Origin of the sequence: Aminithiophilus ramosus, from assembly GCF_018069705.1 — a bacterium.
Lineage (GTDB): Bacteria > Synergistota > Synergistia > Synergistales > Aminithiophilaceae > Aminithiophilus > Aminithiophilus ramosus.
On the sequence record NZ_CP072943.1, the window covers coordinates 1,385,656 to 1,403,816 of the forward strand.

The 18,161-nt window shown below is 66.6% G+C and carries 12 protein-coding genes and 1 tRNA gene; 10 read left to right on the plus strand and 3 right to left on the minus strand.

What is annotated here, in order from left to right; genetic code table 11:
* Positions 1–307 precede the first annotated feature (307 nt).
* The 6 genes from KAR29_RS06280 to mnmE all read left to right on the plus strand — a co-directional run bounded on the left by KAR29_RS06280 (position 308) and on the right by mnmE (position 9,875).
* Positions 308–2,062, plus strand: a complete 1,755-nt coding sequence (locus KAR29_RS06280; protein WP_274374758.1) for a methyl-accepting chemotaxis protein — start codon at positions 308–310, stop codon at positions 2,060–2,062.
* A 230-nt stretch (positions 2,063–2,292) separates the two neighbouring features.
* The gene (locus KAR29_RS06285; protein WP_274374759.1) at positions 2,293–3,897 is read left to right on the plus strand and encodes a DEAD/DEAH box helicase; all 1,605 of its coding nucleotides are present in this window, start codon (positions 2,293–2,295) and stop codon (positions 3,895–3,897) included.
* A gap of 2 nt (positions 3,898–3,899) precedes the next feature.
* Positions 3,900–5,825: a molybdopterin-containing oxidoreductase family protein gene (locus KAR29_RS06290; RefSeq protein WP_274374760.1), complete on the plus strand. Its 1,926-nt coding sequence runs from the start codon at positions 3,900–3,902 to the stop codon at positions 5,823–5,825.
* Between the two features lie 104 nt (positions 5,826–5,929).
* Positions 5,930–7,141 (plus strand): aminotransferase-like domain-containing protein, encoded by a 1,212-nt coding sequence (locus KAR29_RS06295; RefSeq protein WP_274374761.1) that lies wholly within the window; start codon positions 5,930–5,932, stop codon positions 7,139–7,141.
* A gap of 84 nt (positions 7,142–7,225) precedes the next feature.
* A complete protein-coding gene (locus KAR29_RS06300) occupies positions 7,226–8,434 on the plus strand; it encodes an aminotransferase-like domain-containing protein (RefSeq protein ID WP_274374762.1) in 1,209 nt (402 codons plus the stop codon).
* 73 nt (positions 8,435–8,507) lie between these two features.
* Positions 8,508–9,875 carry a tRNA uridine-5-carboxymethylaminomethyl(34) synthesis GTPase MnmE gene (mnmE, locus tag KAR29_RS06305; protein WP_274374763.1) on the plus strand — a complete coding sequence of 456 codons (1,368 nt, stop codon included), beginning with the start codon at positions 8,508–8,510 and terminating at the stop codon, positions 9,873–9,875.
* A gap of 77 nt (positions 9,876–9,952) precedes the next feature.
* Here the strand turns inward: mnmE and yfcC are convergent, their stop codons facing one another.
* Positions 9,953–11,479, minus strand: a complete 1,527-nt coding sequence (gene yfcC, locus KAR29_RS06310; protein ID WP_274374764.1) for a putative basic amino acid antiporter YfcC — start codon at positions 11,477–11,479, stop codon at positions 9,953–9,955.
* Between the two features lie 259 nt (positions 11,480–11,738).
* Between yfcC and KAR29_RS06315 the strand changes: the two genes are divergently transcribed.
* From KAR29_RS06315 to KAR29_RS06330, 4 genes are all read left to right on the plus strand, one after another.
* Positions 11,739–12,464: a GntR family transcriptional regulator gene (locus tag KAR29_RS06315; RefSeq protein WP_274374765.1), complete on the plus strand. Its 726-nt coding sequence runs from the start codon at positions 11,739–11,741 to the stop codon at positions 12,462–12,464.
* A 36-nt stretch (positions 12,465–12,500) separates the two neighbouring features.
* Positions 12,501–13,682 (plus strand): beta-aspartyl-peptidase, encoded by a 1,182-nt coding sequence (gene iadA, locus KAR29_RS06320; protein WP_274374766.1) that lies wholly within the window; start codon positions 12,501–12,503, stop codon positions 13,680–13,682.
* A 125-nt stretch (positions 13,683–13,807) separates the two neighbouring features.
* A complete protein-coding gene (locus KAR29_RS06325) occupies positions 13,808–15,106 on the plus strand; it encodes a cyanophycinase (protein WP_274374767.1) in 1,299 nt (432 codons plus the stop codon).
* A 13-nt stretch (positions 15,107–15,119) separates the two neighbouring features.
* On the plus strand, positions 15,120–16,385 hold the full coding sequence (locus KAR29_RS06330; protein ID WP_274374768.1) for a hypothetical protein: 1,266 nt from the start codon (positions 15,120–15,122) through the stop codon (positions 16,383–16,385).
* Between the two features lie 70 nt (positions 16,386–16,455).
* Here the strand turns inward: KAR29_RS06330 and KAR29_RS06335 are convergent.
* Positions 16,456–16,532: transfer RNA gene (locus tag KAR29_RS06335), tRNA-Ile, on the minus strand.
* A 182-nt stretch (positions 16,533–16,714) separates the two neighbouring features.
* Complete coding sequence (locus KAR29_RS06340) at positions 16,715–18,094, minus strand: ISNCY family transposase (RefSeq protein ID WP_311135602.1); 1,380 nt, start codon at positions 18,092–18,094, stop codon at positions 16,715–16,717.
* Between the last annotated feature and the right edge of the window lie 67 nt (positions 18,095–18,161).

Here is an 18,161-nt window from a genome sequence, read left to right on the forward strand (position 1 = left end):
ATAATGTATTTTTCCATTTATACCGTCAATTCTGTTCAACTTCGACCCTACGGCGGGTTTGGTCCGATAAAACCCAAAAACAGCAGACCGATGGGGTCGTCTTATTTTATGTTTGCCAAAAGAGGCTGAATGGGTTTTCTCCCTTCGCCCTGAAGGTCTTTTGCCGGGAAACGAGGAGGTGTTTGACGCAACTCGCGCGCCGGGCCCTCGGAGGCCCCGGCCGCAAAATCCGAAACGAAAGCCGGAAAAGGAAAGAAAAGGGCAAAACCCCATCCACTCTTTTCCCCGAGAGGAGCATGATGCCTTTATGAGAGGAATGCGCAGCGTCTCCATCCGATTCCGCCTGCTGGCCCTGACGGGCCTTCTCTGCCTTTTCACGGCCCTTGTCGCCTTCATAGGCTACAGGGGCGAGTCGCAGGTCGTCGCCGACATGGACGGCCTCTACAACGAATGTCTCCTTCCCGTCTACTGGCTCACCGATGCCCGCGTCCAGGCCCAGGCCGTCAGGGCCAACATCCTCGCCCTCCTGCTGACGACGGACGAGAACGAAAACAGGGCCCTCATGGCCGACATCGAGCGGCGCCAGGCCATCGCCGACGCCGATCTGTCCAACTACGGCAAGACCCGTCTCGACTCCTTCGAGAAGGAACAGTTCGCGGCGGCGCGGCAGTACATCGGAGAGGCCCGCGTGAGCCAGGAGAGGACGATCGCACTGGCCATGGCCAACCGCAACGCCGAGGCCTACGCCCTCTTCCGCGACGAGACGCTGCCCGCCCTGGAACGCTACCAGGAGACGGTGGCGGCCCTCTCGGCCCGCTCCTCGGAGACGGCGGAAAAGGCCAACAGCGCCAACAAGGAAGAGGCGGCGGCCTCCGCCAGGCTCCTCGTCACCCTGGCCCTGGCCTCCCTCGCTTTGGGCGCCCTTTCGGGCCTTCTGCTGGCCTCGTCGGTGACGCGCCCCCTGAGTCGCCTTCAGGGTCTCGTGGCCCGCTTCGCCGAGGGGGACCTGACGGTCTCCTTTTCCGACGAGGGTCGCGACGAGGTGGCCTCCATCGCCTCGGGGCTGGAACGGATGGGGCGCAGCCTGAGCGAGGTCATCGCCGCCGTGGCCGAGATCGCCGCCCGCCTGGGCCACGAGGCCCAGGAGTTCGCCTCCCTGGCCGAGGAGTCCAACGCCGGAGTCGAAGAGGCCCGCGGCGGCGTCGAGACCGTGGGAGGGGCCATGGAGAACCTGGCCGCCATAGGGCAAGAGCTCAACGCCTCCGTCGAGGAGGTGGCCGCCGGGGCCACGACGACGGCCAACCGCAGCGGCGACGTCTCGGCCGAAGTGGAAGAGGCCCGCAGGGCCGGGGAGTCGGGCATGGAGGCCGTGACGCGGACCGTCGTCACCATGACGGAGGTGACGAAGGAGGCCGAGGCCTCGTCGAAGGCCGCGGTGGCCCTGGCCGAGAAGGCGGCCCAGATCCAGAAGATCGTGGCCGTCATCTCGGGCATCGCCGACCAGACGAACCTGCTGGCCCTCAACGCCGCCATCGAGGCGGCCCGGGCGGGCGAGCACGGCCGGGGCTTCGCCGTCGTCGCCGAGGAGGTGCGCAAGCTGGCCGAGGAGTCCAACGGGGCGGCCCGTAACATCGCCGACCTGGCGGGGTCCATCGCCTCCGACCTGGCCTCGGTCCGCGCCGGGGCGGACCGGAACCGCGAGGGGGCCCGCAACGCCGACGGCCTCGTCCGGGAGGCCTCGGCGAAGATCGGCCTCATCCTGAAGGGGCTGGAGAACATCGCCGGATCGGCCCAGGACCTGGCCGCCGTCAGCGAGGAGCAGGCCGCCTCGAGCGGGGAGATCGCCTCGGCCGTCCAGGACATGGCCGGCAAGGTGAACGACTCCAACGCCATGGCGCGCAACGTCCGCGACCAGGTGGTCGAGGTGGCGACGGCGGCCGAGCGCGTCGCCAAGGGCGCCGAGGGACTGGCCCGCATCGGCGAGGACCTCAGGCGGCGGGTGGCCTTCTTCCGCACCGACGCCTCCGATCCGGCGGGGCTTCTGCCCGCCCGAAGAAGCTGAACGACCGCTCCGAGCCGGCTCGGGGTCGAAGGGAAAAGGCCCCGGACAAATCCGGGGCCTTTTCCCTTCGACCCCTGCCTCTATCGCCGCCAGGCCTTCCCGGAGCGGCCGACGGCGATTCTCCTCCTTGCACAGGTCACCCCCTCCCGGAGAGGCACGCATCGGGAGGCCTTGGGGTACAATAGCGTAGAGGGCCCTCCGGCCCCATCTGAGCGACAGAGGAGCCTTACATGGACAGCTATTCCTTCTACCCCTGGCAGATCGAGGCCTTCCGCCGCCTCGAAGGCAAGAGCGCCGTTCTCTCGGCGCCGACGGGCAGCGGCAAGACCTGGGTCGCCTACCTCTGGGCGGGCCTCGTCGACGTCGAGGGAAGACGGCACCTCCCCTCGCGCCCCATCCTCTTCACGGCGCCCATCAAGGCCCTGAGCAACGAGCGCTACATGGATCTGCGCCGCATGGGCTTCGACGTCGGCATCGAGACGGGCGACTTCAAGAAGAACTCCGAGGCGCCCATCATCTGCTGCACCCAGGAAATCTACACGATGAAGTACGCCCGGCGCCGCGGCATCGGCCTCGTCATCGACGAGTTCCACTACATCTTCGACGATCCCGACCGGGCCCGGGCCTACATCGACGGAATCCGCCTCACCCACCCCGAGAGCCCCATCCTCGTCATGTCGGCCACCTTCGGCGGCGCCGACAAGGTGGGACGGTACCTGAGCCACCTGGCCGAACGGCCCTTCGAGCTTTTCGAGAGCCACGAACGGGCGACGAAGCTCCTCTACAAGCCCCGCCACCCCCTCTCGACGGCACGCATCCACGACGCCCTCGTCTTCGTCTTCTCCCAAAGAGGAGCGGCCGAGCTGGCCGACCTCATCGCCGAAAACCGCCCGCCCGTCTCCGACGAGGGACAGGCCCGTCTGGAAGACCTGGCGGCCATTCTCGACGTCCCCTCCATCGACGCCCCCCTCCGGCGCGGCGTCGGCATCTACCACGGCGGCATGCTCCCGAAGGAGAAGCTCCTCGTCGAGTCGGCCTTCCGCGAGCGGATCCTCGACGTCGTCGTCGGCACCAACGCCCTGGCCCTGGGCGTCAACCTGCCGGCGGAGAGCGTCGTCTTCGGCCAGCTCGTCCGTTACCACGACCGACGGCCCATATCGAAGAACGAATTCCTCCAGATGGCGGGCCGGGCCGGCCGCAAGGGACTCTTCGACAGAGGCTACGTGACGTGGCTCAAGAACTCCCCCTGCGAAAGCCGGGGAACGGAGACGGGCGCCGTCTTCCGCCGCCTCCTCCAGGCCGCCCCCGAGCGGGCCTCCGTCACGCTCCGCCCCGAGTTCGGCAAGCTCCTCCGAGAGGAGATCTCCGTCGCCGACGAGGCCCGCTACATCTCCCGCTACTCCCTTCCCCAGGCCGACACCCGCCTCGTCGAGGAGGAGCTCCGCGACGGCCTGCGGCGCATCGCCAAAGCCGTCCGCCGTCTCGTTCCGGCCTCGCAGCGCCAGCGCTTCCGCGACATTCTTGCCGACATCTGGTACGGGGAGATGGACATCGACGAGAACCTCGAGATGGCCATCCTCTTCCATCTCAAAGAGCGCCCTCAGGCCATGACGGCCGCCGACGTCCTCGAACCCTTCGAGCGCAACTACCTCCAGGCCCTGCTCAAGGTGAAGCGCTTCGCCAACCGCCTCCCCCAGGGCTACGGCTTCGAGGGACTGGCCGAACTGAACGAAGCCGTCGACGCCATCGACCCCACCATCTACGGCTTCGAGGAGAGGCTCGACGAGATCGAAGGCGACGGGGCCGAGAGCGCAGGGCCCTTCGAGGAGGCCTGACGATGGGCAAGACCTTCTTCTCGGCCTGCCCCCACGACTGCCCCGACGCCTGCGCCTTCAAAGTCGACGTCGACGGCGGGAAGGTCCGGATCGAGGCCAACGGACGCCTGCCCTGGACGACCTTCATCTGCCCCAAGGGGAAACGCTGGGCGAAGCGGGTCTTCGACGCCGGACGCCTGACGTCGCCCCTGCTCCGACGGGGAGAGACCTTCCTGCCCCTTGCCGTCGACGACGCCTTGGACATCTGGGCCGAACGGCTGGGCCGGACCGTCGAAAGAGACGGCCCCCTTTCGGTCTTCCTCTACCAGGGAGCGGGCTCCCTCTACTTCTCCAAACGGCTCCTGGCCCATCCCCTGGCCGAGCTGGGCGGCTACAGGACGACAAGGGGAAGCCTCTGCGGCTCGGCGGGGAACGCCGGACTCCGCGAGACCTTCGGCGTCGTCCCCGTCCAATCCGTCGAGACCCTCGTCGCGTCGGCCCGGGCCCTTCTCTTCTGGGGTCGCAACGTGGCCGAGACGAGTCTTCACCTCCTCCCCCTGCTCAGGAAAATCCGCGCCCGAGGAGGCCGCCTGGGAGCCGTCGAGATCCGTCCCACGGCGACGACGGCCCTCGTCGACCGCTGGTGGCGGATCCACCCCGGAAGCGACGCCTTTCTCGCCGCCTGGCTCTGCCGCGCCCTCCTCGTCCGGGGACTGGCCTCGCCGAAGTGGCGGAGCCGCGTCGACGACGGGCAGGCCTTCGAGACCTTCCTCTCGGGACTGGACGACGAGGCCCTCCTGGAAAGGACGGGCCTCTCCTCGGGCGAGGCCCGGGACCTTCTCGACTGGCTCCTCCTCGACGGCCCCGTGACCCACTACGGAGGCTACGGCCTCCAGCGCTATCTCCAGGGCAAGGAGAGCTACCGCTGGATCTCGGCCCTGGCCGTCCTCACCGGCGCCTTCGACGGTCCCGGCGGGGCCGTCCTCATGGGCAAGGACGAGATGGCCCGATTCCCCGCCTCCCTCCTCCCCCGGCCCGCCGAGACGGAACGCCTTCCCGTGGCGACCTGGCACGAGAGGCTGGAAGGCCTCACGCCGCCCATCGGCCACCTCATCGTCACCAACGCCAACCCCCTTCAGCAGGCGCCCGACGAAAAGGGCCTCCGACGGGCCTTCGCCTCCATTCCCTTCAAGGTCTGCCTCGACGTCACCCTGACGGAAACGGCCCGGGCCTGCGACCTCGTCCTTCCCGTCGCGACCTTCCTCGAAGAGGGTCCCGACTGGCGGGGCTCCTACTGGCACCGCTACCTCCTGCGGTCTCAGGCCGTCCTCGACCCGCCGCCTTCGGTCCGGCCCGAGACGGCCCTCTTCGGCGGCCTGGCCCGCCGCCTGGGACTGAAAAGGGACCCGGAGAGGCTGATGAAGGAGATGGACGACCTCCTCCTGGCCGACGAGAGCCTCGAAGACCTCGGCGACGGCGTCTACGCCTGGGAGGAGCCCCAGTTCTGGAGCGACCCCGAGGCCCGGGCCGTCCTCCCCCTCTTCCTGCCCGAGCCCCTTTCCCCCCGCGGCGGGCTCCGTCTCGTGACGGTCCACGTCGCCTCCTACATCAACGGCCAGAGCTGGGACGCCCCCGAGGCCGACGATCCCCTGGAGGCGCGCCTGACCCCGGCGGAGATGGATCGAAGGGGGCTGGCCGACGGCGATCGGATCCGCCTCACGGCACAGAACGGGCAGGGCCTGGACGTGGAGGTGCGGGCCCAGGAGGGGCTGAGCGAGGGAATCGTCGTCCTCCCCCAGGGACGGCCCGGCCTCAACGCCCTCACGCCTCCCCTCTCGAGCCCCGGCTTCGGCGCCCCCTATCACGAGACCTTCGTCTCCATCGAGGCCCGGACGGAGCGAAAGGGCCCGACGGAGGCAGAGGATCGGACCGGACGGTCCGGACCTTAATCGACGCCCTCTCGGGAAGACTTTCACGGCCGAATATGCTATACATGGGGCGTCGCCTCTGCGCCGCTGGGCGAACCACGAGACTTTCAGGAGGGATACAAGCCGTGAGCAGAATCGATTGGAAAGAACTCTATTCGACGGTCGGAGCGGGCCTGAAGCCGTCGCCCATCCGGGAGCTTATGAAGTACACCCGCCAGCCGGGCATGATCTCCTTCGCCGGAGGCAACCCCGACCCGGCCATCTTCCCCGTCGCCGAGTTCGGCCGGGCCTCGACGATTCTCACCGAAAGGGGCAGGGAAGTCCTCCAGTACGGGGCCACCGACGGCTTCGCCCCCCTCAAGGAGTACATCGCCCAGTGGATGGCCCCCCGCATGGGCCGCGTCACCGCACCGGAGGAGATGCTCATCTCCACGGGATCCCAGCAGGTCATGGACCTGCTCTGCTCGGCCCTCGTCGACGCCGGCGACTACGTCATCGTCGAAGAGCCCACCTATCCCGGCTCGATCCACACCATGCGCAACCACAGCGTCTCCTTCCTGACCTGCCCCTGCGACGAGGAGGGTATGGTCGTCGACGCCATCCCCGGGCTGATCGAGAGGGCCCGGAAAGAGGGCAAAAAGGTCAAGTTCATCTACACCATCGTCAACTTCCACAACCCCGCCGGCGTGACCCTCTCCGTGGAGCGCCGCAGGAAGCTCCTCGAAATCGCCTCGAAAGAGGGCATCCTCATCTTCGAGGACGATCCCTACGGCCATCTCCGCTACGACGGCGACCATCTGCCGACGATCTTCTCCATGGACAACGAAGGACTCGTCCTCTTCGCCTGCTCCTTCTCGAAGATCCTCGCCCCCGGAACGCGCGTCGCCTGGTCCGTCGGCGACAGGGAGCTGATCCGGAGCCTCGTCATGGTCAAACAGGGCGTCGATCTCTGCACCAGCGTCGTCGCCCAGGGCCTCGTCTACGAATACTGCCGCCAGGGCAACCTGGAGGGATTCCTTCCCAAGATCGTCGCCCACTACGGCCGCAAGCGCGACGCCATGGCGGCGGCCTTCGAGAAACACCTTCCCGCCGACGTGCGCTTCGTCAAGCCCGAGGGAGGCTTCTTCTTCTGGCTCACCCTGCCCGGCGTCGACACGAAGGAACTCTTCTTCAAGGCCATCGAGAGAAACGTGGCCTTCGTCACCGGAACCTCCTTCTTCCCCAGCGGAAAGGGAGGCGAGGAGAACCTGCGGAGCTGCTTCACCTTCGCCTCGACGGAGGAAATCGACGAGGGAGCCCGGCGCCTGGCCCAGGCCATCGCCGACCTGAAGGGATAACCGAAAACAGAACGGACCAGAAGGGGCCCCCAGGGGTCCCTTCTGCTATAATCCGGTGACAATCCGACGAGGAGGCGATGCGAGGTGAGCCAGTTCTGGGAGGCTCTTTTCAGTCAGACGGCGGGGGCCATCAAGCCCTCTCCGATCCGGGAGATGCTCCACCTGATCCGTCAGCCGGGGATGATCTCCTTCGCCGGCGGCATGCCCGACCCGGCCATCTTTCCCGTGGAACAGTTCAACGAGGCCTCGTCCATTCTCCGCAGCTCCGGCCGCGACGTCCTCCAGTACGGCACGACCGAGGGCTACGGCCCCCTGAAGGAATTCCTCGCCACCTGGACGGCGCCCCGCATGGGACGGGTCCTCAAAGCGGAAGAACTTCTCATCACCTCGGGCTCGACGCAGGTCGTCGACCTGCTCAACTGGGCCCTCGTCGACAGAGGCGACGTGATCCTCGTCGAAGAGCCCTCCTTCATGGGCTCGACGCTGAACATGCACAACCACGGCGCCCGGTTCGAGACCCTGGACTGCGACGGAGAGGGCATGATCGTCGAGGCCCTGCCCGCCAAGATCGAGGCCCTCCGGGCCCGGGGCGAGACGATCAAGTACATCTACACCATCACCAACTTCCACAACCCCCTGGGCTGCACCCTTTCGCTGCAGCGCCGTCGGGCCCTTCTCGACGTGGCCTACCGCTACGGGGTTCCCATCCTCGAAGACGACCCCTACGGCTATGTCCGCTTCGACGGCGACCATCTGCCGACGCTCTTCTCCCTCGACGACAGGGGCATGGTCCTCTACGCCGCCTCCTTCTCCAAGATCCTCGCTCCGGGAACGCGCATCGGCTGGTGCGCCGGCCCGGCCGAACTGATCCGCAAGATGACCGTCTTCAAGCAGGGCGTCGACGTCTGCACCAGCGTCGTCGCCCAGGCCCTCGTCTACGAGTACTGCCGCCTGGGCCATCTCGACGCCTTCCTCCCCAAGATCATCGCCCACTACACGAAGAAGCGGAACGCCATGGAAGAGGCCTTCCGGCGCCACCTGCCCCTCGACGAGGTCCGCTGGGTCACGCCTCAGGGCGGCTTCTTCTACTGGCTCGAGACGCCGAACATCGCCGCGACGGACCTCTTCGACGCCTCCATCGAAAAAAAGGTCGCCTTCGTGCCGGGCCACACCTTCTACGTCGGCCAGGGCGGCATCCACAACGGCCGCTTCTGCTTCACCTTCGCCTCGTCCGAGGAGATCGACGAAGGCGCGAGCCGTCTCGGCCAGGCCATGAGGGAACGTCTCAGCTAGCCTTTTCCCCCAAGTGAGGCGCCCCGTTCCCCTCGGGCGCCTCCCCTTTCGGACCGCGATCGAAGGTGACTCCTTGCAGAACGAGACCATCGCCGCCCTCTCCACCGCCCTGGGCGAGTCGGCCATCGCCATCGTCCGCCTCTCGGGCCCCCAGTCGCGACGGTGGGCCGACTGTCTCTTCCGGGGCCGTCGGCCCCTGGCCGAGACGGAACCGCGGTTCATGAGCCACGGCCGCCTCGTCGACGAGAGAGGCGAGCCCTTCGACGAGGTCTTGGCCGTCTGGTTCGCCCCGGGCCGGAGTTACACGGGCGAGGAGATGGCCGAGATTCACTGCCACGGCGGCAACATGGCCGCCCGGCTCTGCCTGGAGCGGCTCCACGCCCTCGGAGCCCGCCCCGCCAAGGCGGGCGAGTTCACCCAGAGGGCCTTCCTGTCGGGCCGCATCGATCTGGCCCAGGCCGAGGCCATCCTGGCCACCATCAGGGCCCGGAGCGAGGCGGGACTGAAGGCGGCCCAGAAAAGCCTCGCAGGAGACCTGTCGCGGCGCGCGGCGACCCTCCGCGAGAAGATTCTCGACCTGTCGGCCCTCGTCGAGGCCGGCCTCGACTACCCCGACGAGGAGCTTCCGCCCCTGACCGGCCCGGAGCTCGTCGAGGAGCTCCGCTCTCTGAGCGGAGAGGCCCACCTCCTCTTCGACCGGTGCCGCACGGGGCTCCTCCTCAGCCAGGGCATCGCCGTCGCCCTCGTGGGCAAACCCAACGTGGGCAAGTCGTCCCTTCTCAACGCCCTTCTCGCCCGCCCCAGAGCCCTCGTCACGGCCGTGGCGGGGACGACGCGCGACGTCCTGGAAGCGCCCCTCTCCCACCGAGGCGTCCCCCTCCACCTCCTCGACACGGCGGGGCTCCGGGTCCCCCTCGACGAGGTGGAGGCCCTGGGCATCGACAGAACGATGGAGGCCCTGGAACGGGCCGATCTGGCCCTTCTGGTCCTCGACGGCAGCGCCCCTCTCGACGACGACGACAGGCGGGCCGCCTCGCGCCTCGTCGGCAGGCCCCACCTGACCCTCGTCAACAAGTCCGACCTCCCCCATCGCGTCGGCGACGACGAGGCCCGGGCCCTCTCGCCCTCCCTGGGAGTGCTGCGCCTCTCGGCCCGCGAAGGGGAAGGCATCGAAGCCCTGAAGGAGACCGTCGTCGACACCGTCGTCGGCTCGGGCCTCCTCGACGAGGCCCTCAACGCCTCGGCATCGCAGCTCGAAGAGCTCCGCCTGGCCCGATCGGCCCTGGACGAGGCCCGTCGCCTCGTCCGGGAAGGACTGGGCGAAGACGTGGCCGCAGCCAACCTGACCGAGGCCCGGTCGGCTCTGGATCGCCTTCTCTTCCTCGACGGGGACGACGCGCTGGCGGAACGGATCTTCAGCCGCTTCTGCGTCGGCAAATAGCCGGCAAAGGACGAAGAGGCGCCCCTGTCGGGGCGCCTCTTCGTCCTTTGTTCTTCGCCTCCGGCCGCCGGGAAAGCCTATTTGAAGCCCATGAGGACGGCGCCGACGACGACGACGGAGCTGACGGCGAAAAGAAGGCCCTGGAACTTGATCTGGAACCTGGCCCAGGTGGCCCAGTCGAGGCGGGCCGCGCCGAGGCAGGCCATGAGGACGCCCGAAGTGGGGACGATGAGATTCGTCAGGCCGTCGCCGAGCTGGAAGGCCAGGACGGCCACCTGACGGGTCACGCCGGCGATATCGGCCAGAGGGGCCATGAGAGGCATGGTGAGGGCCGCCTGACCCGATCCGGAGACGACGAAGAAATTGAAGACGGACTGGAAGACGTACATGATCCAGGCCGAAACGGCCGAATGGAGGCCCGAAATCATGTTGCCCACGGAGTGGAGCACGGTGTTCATCACCGTCGCCGCCGTCGGCGAATCGCCGCCGAGGACGAGGATGATCCCCTTGGCCATGCCGACGACCATGGCGGCGCCGACGAGATCCTTCGCCCCGTCGCGGAAGCTCTCGGCGATGGTGTTCCAGGTCATCCCGCCCAGCTTGAAGAGGACGCCGATGACGCCGCAGATCAGGCCGATGACGAAAAACTGCGTGGCGATCTCGGGGATGTAGTACTCGTGCCTGACGACGCCCCAGATGACCCAGCCCATGCCCGCCGTCAGCGTCAGCAGGACCAGGCTGTGGCCCAGCCCGAACTCGGCCTGGACCTCCTTGTTTTTGGCCAGATCGTCGCGGAAGAAGGCGTCCGAGGCATAGGCCAGGGAGCTCTCGGGGTTGGCCTTGACCTTTCGGGCATAGATCCAGGTGAAGACGATGCCCAGCAGGGTGAAGCCGACCCAGAGGGCGATGCGGAAGGCCGCTCCGGAGAGGACAGGGATCTGAGCCACTCCCTGGGCGATGGCGACGCTGAAGGGATTCATCCAGGACGTGGCGAAGCCGATCTGGGTGGCGCCGTAGGAGATGAGCAGGGCCGTTATGGAGTCGTAACCCAGGGCGACGCAGGCCGGGACGAGAATCATGACGAAGGGGATGGCCTCCTCGCCCATGCCGAAGACGGCCCCGCCCAGGGAGAAGAGGAAGAACATGACGGGGATGATGGCCGCCTCGGCCCCCTTCGTCTTGGCCAGCATCTTGTAGAGGCCGGCCTCGACGGCTCCCGTCCTGAGGATGATGCCGAAGGCGCCGCCGATGACGAGGATGAAGGCCATGACGCCCACGGCCGATCCCCACTTGCTGCCGGAGACGAAGCCCTCGAAGACGTAGTTGAGGACGCCCACCTCGCCGAAGGGCTCGAAGAGCCTGATCCCCTGCTTGACGGGATTGCCCGCCTCGTCGGTGACGATCTTGAAGGTCTCGGGGATGAGGACCGTCCTCGTCTTGGTGCTCTCTCCCATCTGATAGGAGATCTCGTGGGTCTCGAAGGTCCCCACGGGGATGAGATAGGTCAACAAAGCCGCGCAAAGGACGACGAAAAAGATGATGATGTACGTATCGGGCACCCGCGTCGCCTTGGGCGCGAGGGGAGTCTCTTTCCGGTTTGCCATCGCCTGTTCCCTCCTCAAAAATCATTTCCGTCTATCGGGACGTGAACGGTACCGCTCCCTGAAGCGCCTTCGGACCACCTTTCCGTCGATCGGAACACCTCCCTCGTCTTCCCGGCCCACAGTTTCTCTCCGATGAAGGGCTCCTCCTCCGGACGCGGGGAGAGGCCCTCGTTTGCGACTTGACAGAAAAGACAGAGCCTTTACACTACGGGTACATAATAGCACAATGGACCCATTAATGGGAAAGGGGGTACAAAAATTGACAAGGCCGTCTTCCGACGGACGTCCCCTTCAGGCCTACGAGGTGGTCTTCTGGCACGTCCTTGACCAGATGGCCCAGGAAAGGCTTCTGCCCGGAGACATCCTCTTCGAGACGACTTTGGGGGCCGAGCTGGAGCTCTCCCGGACGCCGGTGCGCAACGCCCTGGCCCGCCTCGTGGCCGAAGGCGTCCTCGAAAGCCCTCCGGGCAAAAGAGGGTACCGCGTTCCCGACCTCTCGCCCGGAGACATGAGGGAGGTCTTCCAGATGCGGGAAATCCTCGAATCGAAGGCCGCCTTTCTGGCCGCCGAAGAGGCCCGCAAGGAGGACGTCGACAGCCTGAGGGCCCTCAACGAGAAGGAGCGCCTCTTCTCCCGGGAGGAGCGCAAGCACGACTACTACGACATCAACGTCGAGTTCCACTTCGCCATCGTCCGCATCGCCGCCAACCGCTATCTGGAACGGGCCTTCCGTCCCGTCTTCTGGCGGTCGCAGCTCTACGTCAACTACCTGGCCGAGTTCCACCCCCTCACGACGGAGGAGGAAGAGCGCACGAGGGGGCACAACACGCCCGACGAACACGGGCGCCTCGTCGAGGCCATCGCCCGCCGAGACCCCCTTGGCGCGGCCGCCGCGGCCCGCGACCACCTGGCCGCGACGCGGGCCTACCGGATCTCCCTCGTCACGGAAAGGGCCGAGGTCATCTTTCGCGGCCGGAGTCACTGACACCCATCGGAACGGAGAACGCCCAAGGAGGGAATCATGTTTCTTCTCATCGAAAACGCCGAAGTTTACGCCCCTCGACCTCTGGGAAGGCAGGACATCCTCATCGCCGGAGAAAAAATAGCCTGGATGGGCCGTGATTTTCCGGCCCGGGCGACCCTGCCCGGCCTGGAGATCGTCGACGGCCGGGGCCATCTCGTCCTCCCCGGATTCGTCGACAACCACGTCCACATCATCGGCGGCGGCGGCGAGGGCAGTTTCCGCACCCGAACGCCCGAGATCGTCCTGACGGACCTCACCCTGGCGGGCGTCACCTCCGTCATCGGCGTCCTGGGGACCGACTGCGTGACGCGCCACACGGCCAGCCTCATCGCCAAGGCCCGGGCCCTGGAGGAAGAGGGGCTCAGCGCCTGGGCCCTCCTGGGCTCCTACCAGCTTCCCCTCCGCCCCTTCACGGGCCACGTCCAGGACGACCTCGTCCTCATCGACAAGCTCATCGGCGTCGGCGAGGTGGCCCTTTCGGATCACCGTTCCTCCCAGCCCCAGAAGGAGGAGCTCCTCCGCATCGCCGCGGCCTCCCGCGTGGCGGCCATGCTCTCCGGCAAGGGGGGCATCGTCAACGTCCACCTCGGCGACGGGCCGGGCAAGCTGGACATGCTCTTCGACATCGCCGACACGAGCGAGATCACCCTGGCGCAGTTCCTGCCGACCCACCTGAACCGCAACCCCGACCTTTTCGAGGCCTCCATCGGCTACGCCCTGGCCGGAGGTCACGTCGACATGACGACGAGCACGACGCCCCTCTTCCTGGCCGAGGGAGAGGTCAAGTGCAGCCTGGCCCTCAGGCGCCTCCTCGACGCCGGAGTTCCGTCGGAACGGATCTCTTTCAGCTCCGACGGACAGGGAAGCCTGCCCGACTTCGACGAAAAGGGCCGTTTCAAAGGCCTCTCCATCGGCCGCTCCCATTCCATCTGGCCCGAGGTGCGGGACGCCGTCGTCGACGAGAAGATCCCCCTCGAAACAGCCCTGGCCGTCATCACCTCCTCCCCGGCGGACCAGCACAAGCTGCCGGGCCGGAAAGGCCACGTGGAGGCGGGGGCCGACGCCGACCTGGTTCTCGTCGACGAAAGCTCTCTTTCGATCCGCACCGTCGTCGCCCGGGGACGCCTCATGGTCCGCGACGGAGAGCCCCTTCTTTTCGGAACCTTCGAGAAGGTTTGAGAAAAAACGACCGACAGAAGAACGCGGTCCGGCCCCCAGGGGCCGGACCGGAGACGACCCCGTTGCCCGGCGTCGAGGGCCCCGAAGCCGGGAGACACATCCGAAACTCTCATGGAGGTATCGTCATGCGCAGACGGAACGCCCTGATCCCGCTCCTGCTGGGGATCGCCTTGTATCTCCTCCCGGGAACGGCCCTGGAGGCGGGAACGCTCGTCGTCATCGGAGGAAGACAGGAGACGCAGAACGAAAAGGTCTACAAGGCCATGCTCGACGCCGTGGGAGGGGCTGAAAAGGCCCGGATCGCCATCATCCCCGCGGCGAGCGCCACGCCCACGGAAAGCGGCAACCTCTACATCAGCGACTTTCTCCTCTACGGCGTCACGGCGGAACAGTGCCGGCTCTACCCCGTGGCCGTCGTCGACGACGACGGGACGGACGACATCGACGAATCGACGTGGCGCGACGGCGCCTGGGACGAGGCCCTGGCCGAGGACGCCAGGGAGCGGAATCTCTTTTTCTTCACCGGCGGAGATCAGGCCCGCATCATGACCTGTCTCGTCGCCGACGACGGCACGGAGAGCCCTCTCCTCCGGAACATCCGCTCCGCCCTGGCCGCCTCCGACGACGTCGTCGTCGCCGGGACCAGCGCCGGAGCGGCGATCATGAGCGATCCCATGCTCACCGGCGGCGACCCCATCCTCTGGATCTCCAAGGGTCCCGACTACCTGGCATCGCAGGACGAGGGAGGGCTGGCCCAGGGACTGGGCTTCATGGAGGAAACCATCTCCGATCAGCACCTCCTGGCCCGAGGCCGCCTGGCCCGGCTCATCGTCGCCTGCCTGGAGAACGAGGCGGGCCACGACAGGGGCATCGGCGTCGACGAAAACACGGCCTTCATCGTGAAGGGCGACGACCTCTCCGTCGTGGGCGAGACGGGCGCCTTCATCGTCGACACCTCCCGGGCCCGGTGGAAGAGGGAGGGAGACTACATGGGCGTCGTCGGCGTCCGCGTCCACTACCTCGACGACGGCGACGGCTTCGATCTGGCCACGGGGGAGGCCCGTCCCGCTCCGGGGAAGAGCCTCATCAAGGAACCGGCCTACGGCGAGCGGCCCCTCGAGACGGATCTCTTCTCGGCCTACACCTTCCTGGACATGGTCACGAAGGGCCTCGTCGACAGCAGCGCCGACAGCTGCAAAGGCATCTCCTTCTCCGTCGCCATCGAAGAGGGCAGGCCCCAGGCCGGATCGGGCATCCGCTGGACCTTCCGCAAAGGCACCGACACCGTGGGCTACAAGGGGACGGAGCGGAGCGACTTTCCCCTCTCCCCCGGCGGGGAACACCCCCATCTCGACAGCTATTGCCCCTACACGGCGTTGAACGTGATCGTCGATATCGTGCCCTTTGCGGTATCGGTCCAGTAAAGGAGGGAAGGACATGAACGGAAAGGTCATTTCCCGGCTCCTCCTGGGATTTCTGGGAGCGGCACTGCTTGCATCGGCGGCCTTCGCCGCCAGCGACAAGGTCCTCATCGCGGGAGGCGAGGCCTTCGGGAGCGGCGGCGACGAAATCGTCGGCACCTTCCTCGACGCCCTCTCTCCCGACCTGGGCGACAATCTCCTCCTCGTCGTCCCCTCGGCGCGGCGGAGCGACGGGGACATCGTCACCCTGGCCGCCCTCTTGACCGCTCACGGGGCCGATCCGGCGATCGTCGACGCCGAGAACCTGCGGGCCTCCGATCTGAACGGCAAGGCCGCCGTCTGGATCGCCGGCGGCGAAGAGGCCCTCCTCGCCGACCTCTTCGACACCCTCTCGGGCGATCTGGCCGATCTCGGCCGATCGGTCCTCCTCGCCGCGACGGGAGAGGCCGCCTCCTTCCTCGGAGGGCTGCGCGTCGAGCCCGTCGCCGGCAACGCTCCCCTCCTCCATCCGGAAAAGCTCGTCTTTTCGGCGGGAGCCGATCTCCTCCCCTCGGACTACCTACGCGGAGCCCTCGTCGTGCCCGAGGCCCGCGCCAAGGGGTACGGCGGCCTCCTCATGGCCGCCTCGGCGGCGGCCAACCGCATGGCCCTCGGCCCCGACGGAGAGGGCGCCCTCTTCATCGAAGGCGAATCGATCCGGGCCCTGGGCAACGGGGGGACCTACATCGTCGACGCCAGGGCGGCCGAGCCCCTCGCCGCGGGTCCGCTGGACCGGTCGGACATGGTCCTCTCCTACATGAGCTTCGGCGACGGCCTCGACGGAAGAACGGGGCGCTTCACGGCCCCCGAGGACAAAGACGACGTCATCGCCGTCTCCTACTACTGGGTCTCGGAACAGCGTCCCGGCAACGCCCTCTTCGACGGCGACGAACTCTACCGCACCGTCACGGAAGACCTCGTCGACAACGACGCCGACGGAGCGTACGGCTTCTCCCTCTCGGAGATCACCGAAGCGGGCGCCGAGGGCGTCTTCGCCTTCTTCTCCGAAGAGGAGAACACGGAAGGCTACTGGATCCGCGACAGAGCCCGGGGCTTCGACATCTACTCCTTCTTCAACGTCGCCGCCGACGTCGCCCCCGTCACTCTGACCTTCAAGGACGTCGATCTGGGCCTGGCCGCCGACGGCGGCAGCTCGTCGTCGGGAGGTTGCTCCCTGGGCACGCCCCTCTCGGCGGCGCTCCTTCTCCTGCCTCTGGCCCTGACGGCCCTGCGCCGGCGCTGAAGAGCGGCTTCCCCCGCCGCGGACGAAAAGAGGCGCCCCTCCAAGGGAGGGGCGCCTCTTGCGGACTTCATGGTGGGCCGGAGTGGATTCGAACCACTGACCTCACGGTTATCAGCCGTGTGCTCTAACCAACTGAGCTACCGGCCCGCAGAGACGATTTTACATCGTACCGGGGAAAAAGTCACCACCGGCGGGGCGACTTTGTCAAGGGACACTAAAAATGTCATCTAAAAAGAGGGTCTGAGGGACAATGAAAGTGTCGCTTTCGAGGGGCTGAAATCGCCCCCGTCAACAGCCCGCCTTGGCTTTCCTCCGCGGCGGATGTCCTTCTAGGGAGGGGAACCCGTCCCTTGCTCGGAGCCGACCGCCGCGGCAGGAGGAGCGGGATTCTGTCGCCAGGGATGGTCTGCCGCCGGCTTCCTCTGCTTCTTCGTTTTGCATGGAGTGCCTGTCTTCGTCTCGATGACAGGCGGGGGAGTCGCAGGGGGCTCTTTGTCGACGGCTGCGAGATCGTAGAGCCCGTCATGGACAAGAGCCAGGAGTTTCCCGTCGAGCTTCTCGATGACCTTGACCGCCTGTCCTCTGGCAAGAAGCAGGGGGCGTCTGCGGGGGCCTATCAGGGCGTACTGTTTTCCGTCGAGGGAAATCGTCGAGTCTCCCGAGGCCTTCCGGTCGGTCTGGCGAGTCAGGAGGAGATCGAGAGCGGGTCCGTCCGGCGGAGGGAGAAAGGCAGATGCCCCCTCTGCGGGAGGACGAGCGAACCTCGGGTTATGGACCTCTCCCGGGTAGGCGGCGAGCAGGACGTTGGCCTCTTCGATCGTTTTCACTCCGGCCCGTCGGAAGGCGACGACGAGACGATCCTGAAGAGTTCCCCAGAGCCTTTCGATCCGCCCCTTCGCCTGGGGAGACCCTGCAGGGACATAGCGAGTTCCGAGAGCCTCCAGAGCGCGGCCGAACTGGGTTACAGGCGCCGAGTCCTCCAGCTCCTCCTTGATCGTCAGTTTTTCCGACTTGGGAGAAAGGAAGATGGTGTGGCGGTCGGCGTAAAGCTCGCGAGGCACGCCGTGGCGATCAAGCATCTGACGGAGCACGCGGAAGTAGCCGAAGAGGCACTCATTCCTGGCCATCCACAGACCGAGGACCTCTCCTGTGGCATCGTCAATCACGCCGTGGAGAGTGCAACGCTCACCGATCTCGAACCAATCGAAAGGAGAGGCGTCCATCTGGACCAGATCGCCTCGTCGGGACCGTCGGACCCTGCGGGAACGCCGCTTCGGGGCCCGGTGGCGATGAACGAGGGACAGGTTCTCCGCGCGAAGGAAACGGGCGATGCTCTTGGCGCTCAGCACGAGATCATGCTCTTCGGCAAGGAGTTCGGCCATGTGCTGACAGCTCGTATCCCTGTAAAGACCCTTGGCCAGACTGACGACGAAATCCCGTGTCTCCTGAGAGATTCTGCGCCGGGACGGTTTGCCTCGTCCCTTGTGCAGGAGCCCCTGCGCTCCTTCTTCCCGGTAGCGTCGTTTGAGCCGAAAGACCTGACGGCGGCTCAGACCGAGCCGATCGGCCACCTCCTGAACCGTCAGGTTGCCCGCGACAGCCTCTTCCACCAACCCCAAGCGCCTTGCTTCTTTTGTCTTCATGAGTAGGTCTCTCCTGGTCGTCATAAGTGACATTTTCCCTGTCCTCTTCACGAGTGACAATACCATTGTCCGGCGACACCGGCCTATCTGCGCGTGTCAAGGGACACTAAAAATGTCATCTAAAAAGAGGGTC